Raw genomic sequence first — 4,727 nt, 5'->3', positions numbered from 1 at the left:
TTCATACTTATCTTGTAATTCCTTGTACTTCTTGTCAATGTCACTTTCAGGAACAGCATTAACTGATTCTACCAAGTCGCCAAGTGCGTAGTAGTCAACAGTCCAGCCAAATTGGATTTGAGCTTCAACTTTGTCACCTTCAGTAACCGCAACATTACGCATGTTATCGCCGAAACGAGCAACTTTGATCTTGAAGCTTTCGTCATAAGCAACTGCAACATCTTCCCAGTCAGCAATTTCGTCTTGGACTTCTGGATCACCCCAGTAGCCGTAAACAATCTTGTTGTGCTTTTGAAGACGCACATTGATAAAGCCGTATTCACGGTCACCATGAGCACTTTGGTTAAGGTTCATGTAGTCGAAGTCAATGGTGTCATATGGAATGTGATCCAAGTACTGAGTTGCCAAGTGAAGTAATGGCTTTTGAAGTAACTTAGTTCCACGGATCCAGTTCTTAGCAGGTGAGAATGTGTGCATCCAAGTGATAATACCAGCAACTTTATCATTGTAGTTAACATCTTTCATTAACTGAGTGATGCTATCTGCAGTGGTTGCAACCATCTTGAATACGATTGGGTAAGGTAATTTGCCTGAAGCATTTAACTTATCAACCATATCCTTGGCGTCTTTTTCAACGGATTTTAATTGTTCTTCTCCGTAAAGATGTTGACTACCAGTAACAAACCAAAATTCATAATCAGGTACTTGTAACATAATTTTCTCTCCTCTTGATGATTTATTAGTTTTTAGACGATTCGCCTAAAAGTGGTTAACTATTTTGAGGCATCTGCTGTAATATCTTCTCCGGCAGCCTTGTGAAGATCAAGTTCAATCTCTTCAAGTGACTTACCACGAGTTTCAAGGAACTTGCTGTGGCATACCCAAATGGCAATTCCACAGATGACAGCGTAGAACAGGAACGCGTTGTCCAAGCCCCATGAGCTCAACATCATTGGGAAGGTCAATGAAACGACCATATCAGCTAACCAGTTGGTTGCTGAACAAAGTGATGTTCCCAACCCACGAATGTTCAATGGGAAGACTTCACCAATCAGAACCCAGGTAACTGGAGCCCAAGTAGTTGCATAGAAGGCGATATAAACAGTCAGTGCCAGTGCACTTACGATAGCGGCAGTATGAGATCCGTTATCGAACTTAAGAACGGTGTACATAACGACCAATGAAAGGCCCATTCCTGCGGCACCAAACTCAAGCATCTTTTTCCGGTCAACTTTATCCATCAGTAACATTGCAACAACGGTAACAATAACGTTAACAACACCAATTCCGATATGGGCAAGTAATGCGGCGATAACTCCCCAACCAACATCAGTAAAGATTGTTGGTGCATAGAAGATAACACTGTTACTACCAATAACTTGCTGGAAGATGGCAACGCCAAGTCCAGTAATCAATGCTGGACGAACGCCTTTACCGAATAATTCTTTCCAGCCGCCAACTGGTGCTTTGGCAGTTTCTTCAATTTCACCAAGTGCAAGGTCAACAGCCTTAGCATCATGTTTGTTGGTGTCCATCAAAACTTCGCGGGCTTCTTCAGTATGACCAATCTTAACAAGGAATCGAGGACTTTCTGGAAGAAAAAGTGCTCCAATGAAAAGAATGAAAGCTGGTAAAGCAGCGAAACCTAACATCCAACGCCAGCCAGTATACATGTGAGCAAATGAGTAGTTCAAGATGTATGCCAACAAGATACCAATCATGATCATCAACTGGAACATTGTTGCAACCGCACCATGCATACTCTTTGGTGCAAGTTCGTGAAGATAAGCAGGAATCAATGCCGATGTAATACCAACACCAATACCTAAGACAACACGCGTTCCAACCAAAATTTCAAAGTTTGGCGCAAATCCTGATGTAATCGCACCGATGAAGAAGATTACTGAAGCCCAAATCAATAACTTACGACGTCCGTAAGTATCCAAAAACTTACTAGTTGCCAAGGCACCAATGATGGCACCAATTAAAACTGAACTAACAACCCAACCTTGTTCCCATGGTCCTAAGTGAAGCTGCTTTTCAATAAACAGAATTGCACCAGAAACTGACGCAATATCGTAACCAAAGAGCAAACCACCTAAGGCTCCAAATGTATAGATAAAGCCATTATTTGTGACCTTTTTCAAAACGAGCACCCCATTCGTAATTTTATATTCCAAAATGTATTGCAAAAACTTTGTGCGCACTGCAAACGGTTTCTGACATCGCTTACAAAAAGAGTATAAAATATTTATACGCATAAATCAAGATATATTTTATTTGTTAGCATAAAATTTTTGCGAAAAATAAAACACGGATGGGAAATCCGCGGTGTATCACCCCCTTTCAAGTGAAGTGAATAGACACAATTATTTTTTAACCAACGACTAAATCGGCTTAGTTGAAGCTCGTATAATTAATTTTGAATCTAAAATCTTGGAACTGCCATCTTTTCCATCCAACATATCCAGGAGAAGTTGGGCAGCCGTGTGTCCCATTTCGCGCTTAGGATGGATCATTGTTGTTAAAGTAGGATCGATATATTTGGAAATTTGGTAATCATCAAAGCCGGCAACTGATATTTGATCAGGAACCGAAATGCCCTCTTTACTCAGCATACCAATGACCTCAATGGCTAATTGATCGTTATAGCAGACAATCGCGGTTGGCAAAGCGTTCATTTCAACTCTAACCCGGTTTTTGATCTTTTCCAAAACGTCATTGATGTTATCACTTGAACGGTACATCATAATGTCCCCGGAAGTTGAAACGTTTGGGTGTGTCTGGTAAGACTTGATAAATCCGTCCATTCGGTGAACTCCTTGAAGGTCGTCCACTTGAAAGACACCCAGTATCCGTTCATGACCATGATCCAATAAATAGTCAACCAGCGTTTTTTCTGCTTCAGTGTCATTGGTCTCAACGTAAGGAAAATCCAACTGGGGATAATGCGCGTTGAGGAAGACGGCGGGCTTGCCAGAATCGACGATCATCTGATAAACATCCAAATTTGGGTTGTCCAATGTACTTCGAGTTGGTTCAATAATAAAACCAACCACATCATTGTCCAACATGTTCAATAAATTGTGCCGTTCTTTTACATACTCATCGTGGGTGTTGCCAATTAAAATTGACAAGCCCTCATCGGAAATCACTTGATCGATTCCACTAATAATGCTTGGAAAAATATAATTTGCAATATGTGTGGTCACAACCCCCACGTTTTGGTTGGAACGATCCGAAGAAGCCTTATTGTTAATCCAATCATTGACGTACATACCACCGCCCTGAACCCGATAGATATATCCCTCATGTTCCAGATCGCCCACAGCTCGCCGAACCGTATATCGGCTGACTTTATAAATCGCCATCAATTCGGACTCGGTAGGGATTTTTTCGTTGATTTTGTATTTCCCATTAATAATATTTGATTTGATGTTTTTCTTAACTCTAACGTACTTTGGTTCCATGATTCGTCCCCCCACGTTCAAATTGTCGGTAATCAGGCTATGTGAGCATTAGTAAACCAAATGTCACGAAAACACAGACAATGGCCCAGATGCCAAAGTGGTGATTGCGTTTGGTTTGGTCTTTTCTGGCAAACTCGTACATCGCCATAAAAATAAAGGCAATAATCAATAAATCGGTAATTCCTGATAAAACGTACAGCATTGTCGTCATAATGAACCCTCTTGTCTTTCGTCAAAATACTCTAGTAATAATAATAGCATACTTTGAGGTAAATTTATATAGAATTATACGGATAAATTAAAAAATTGGTATTGCATCACCGTACAAAAAGATATTATAATACATATAAAAGCGGTTTCACAGCCGTAATTTATTTTTCCTAAGGAGACCATATACATGAATACCAAAAAAGAACTGTTTGATGAATTAGACGGGCAACAGATCGAGAAGTTCACGATTACCAACGATCACAACGTTTCAGTTTCCGCAATTACCTTTGGTGCAACGCTGGAAGAATTTAACGTGCCGGGTCCTGATGGCAAGCCAACTAACATTTTAGTTAGCGTTCCAACCAGTGAAGAGTTAATGAAGAACCAGTATTTCTGCCAAGCCATTGGTAGAACTGCCGGTCGAATTTCAAAGGGCACTTTCAAGCTCAACAATAAAGAATATCATGTTGACCAAAACGAAGGAACGACGACATTGCACGGTGGCCCTCACGGATTCAACACCCAGATCTGGGACGGTTCATTTGACGATGACACAATTGTCTTCACTAAACACATCAATTCTTCGGATGATTCATTCCCTGGTAACATCGACGTTAAGATTACCTTCTCACTCAACAATGACAATGAGTTGACCGCTACTTATAGCGCCAAGAGCGACGCTGATACACTGTTTAACCCGACACAACACCTGTACTTCAACTTAAGCGAAGGCGAGGGCATTAACGGTCACTTACTTCAAATTAATGCGGACAAATATCTTGAACTAAATAAAGATAAAACACCAACTGGAAAGAAAGTACCCGTTGACGACACACCTTATGACTTCCGTAATGGTCAAAACCTCAAAGTCGGTATCGCCGACATGAAGGCTGAAGTTGGCCACAGTTACGACGAGGTCTTTGAAATCAACGATCATCAAGACGATGAACCAATCGCTAAATTATCAGATCCTGAAACCGGTCGTAGTGTTTCAATCAGTTCAAAGCGTAACGCATTGGTTGTCTTTACCCCTGATGATTTGTCAGG

Annotated in this window: 4 protein-coding genes and 1 pseudogene; 1 reads left to right on the top strand and 4 read right to left on the bottom strand. The window is 40.9% G+C overall.

Annotated features, from left to right (window positions below; translation table 11 throughout):
- From AB3112_RS08365 to AB3112_RS08350, 4 genes and pseudogenes are all read right to left on the bottom strand, one after another.
- A pseudogene (locus tag AB3112_RS08365) lies at positions 1–714 on the bottom strand (L-arabinose isomerase); the annotation flags it as partial.
- Between the two features lie 59 nt (positions 715–773).
- Positions 774–2,147 (bottom strand): sugar porter family MFS transporter, encoded by a 1,374-nt coding sequence (locus tag AB3112_RS08360; protein WP_084974183.1) that lies wholly within the window; start codon positions 2,145–2,147, stop codon positions 774–776.
- A 240-nt stretch (positions 2,148–2,387) separates the two neighbouring features.
- Entirely contained in the window at positions 2,388–3,470 is a 1,083-nt protein-coding gene (locus AB3112_RS08355; RefSeq protein WP_084974181.1) for a GntR family transcriptional regulator, read from the bottom strand.
- A 37-nt stretch (positions 3,471–3,507) separates the two neighbouring features.
- On the bottom strand, positions 3,508–3,681 hold the full coding sequence (locus AB3112_RS08350) for a hypothetical protein (RefSeq protein ID WP_179136536.1): 174 nt from the start codon (positions 3,679–3,681) through the stop codon (positions 3,508–3,510).
- 186 nt (positions 3,682–3,867) lie between these two features.
- On the opposite strand from AB3112_RS08350, the gene AB3112_RS08345 reads away from it, so the two are divergent.
- Positions 3,868–4,727, top strand: an 860-nt coding sequence (locus tag AB3112_RS08345) for an aldose epimerase family protein (protein ID WP_367334278.1), incomplete at its 3' end; no start/stop codon positions are given.

It is taken from the genome of Lentilactobacillus sp., assembly GCF_040773105.1.
Classification (GTDB): domain Bacteria; phylum Bacillota; class Bacilli; order Lactobacillales; family Lactobacillaceae; genus Lentilactobacillus; species Lentilactobacillus parabuchneri.
Note: the sequence above shows the minus strand (reverse complement) of the source record. Positions and strands in the feature narration are given on the sequence as shown.

Coding starts and splice junctions, on each gene's coding strand:
- AB3112_RS08355 (WP_084974181.1), bottom strand. CDS start 3,470: ATGGAACCAAAGTACGTTAGAGTTAAGAAAAACATCAAATCAAATATT.
- AB3112_RS08350 (WP_179136536.1), bottom strand. CDS start 3,681: ATGACGACAATGCTGTACGTTTTATCAGGAATTACCGATTTATTGATT.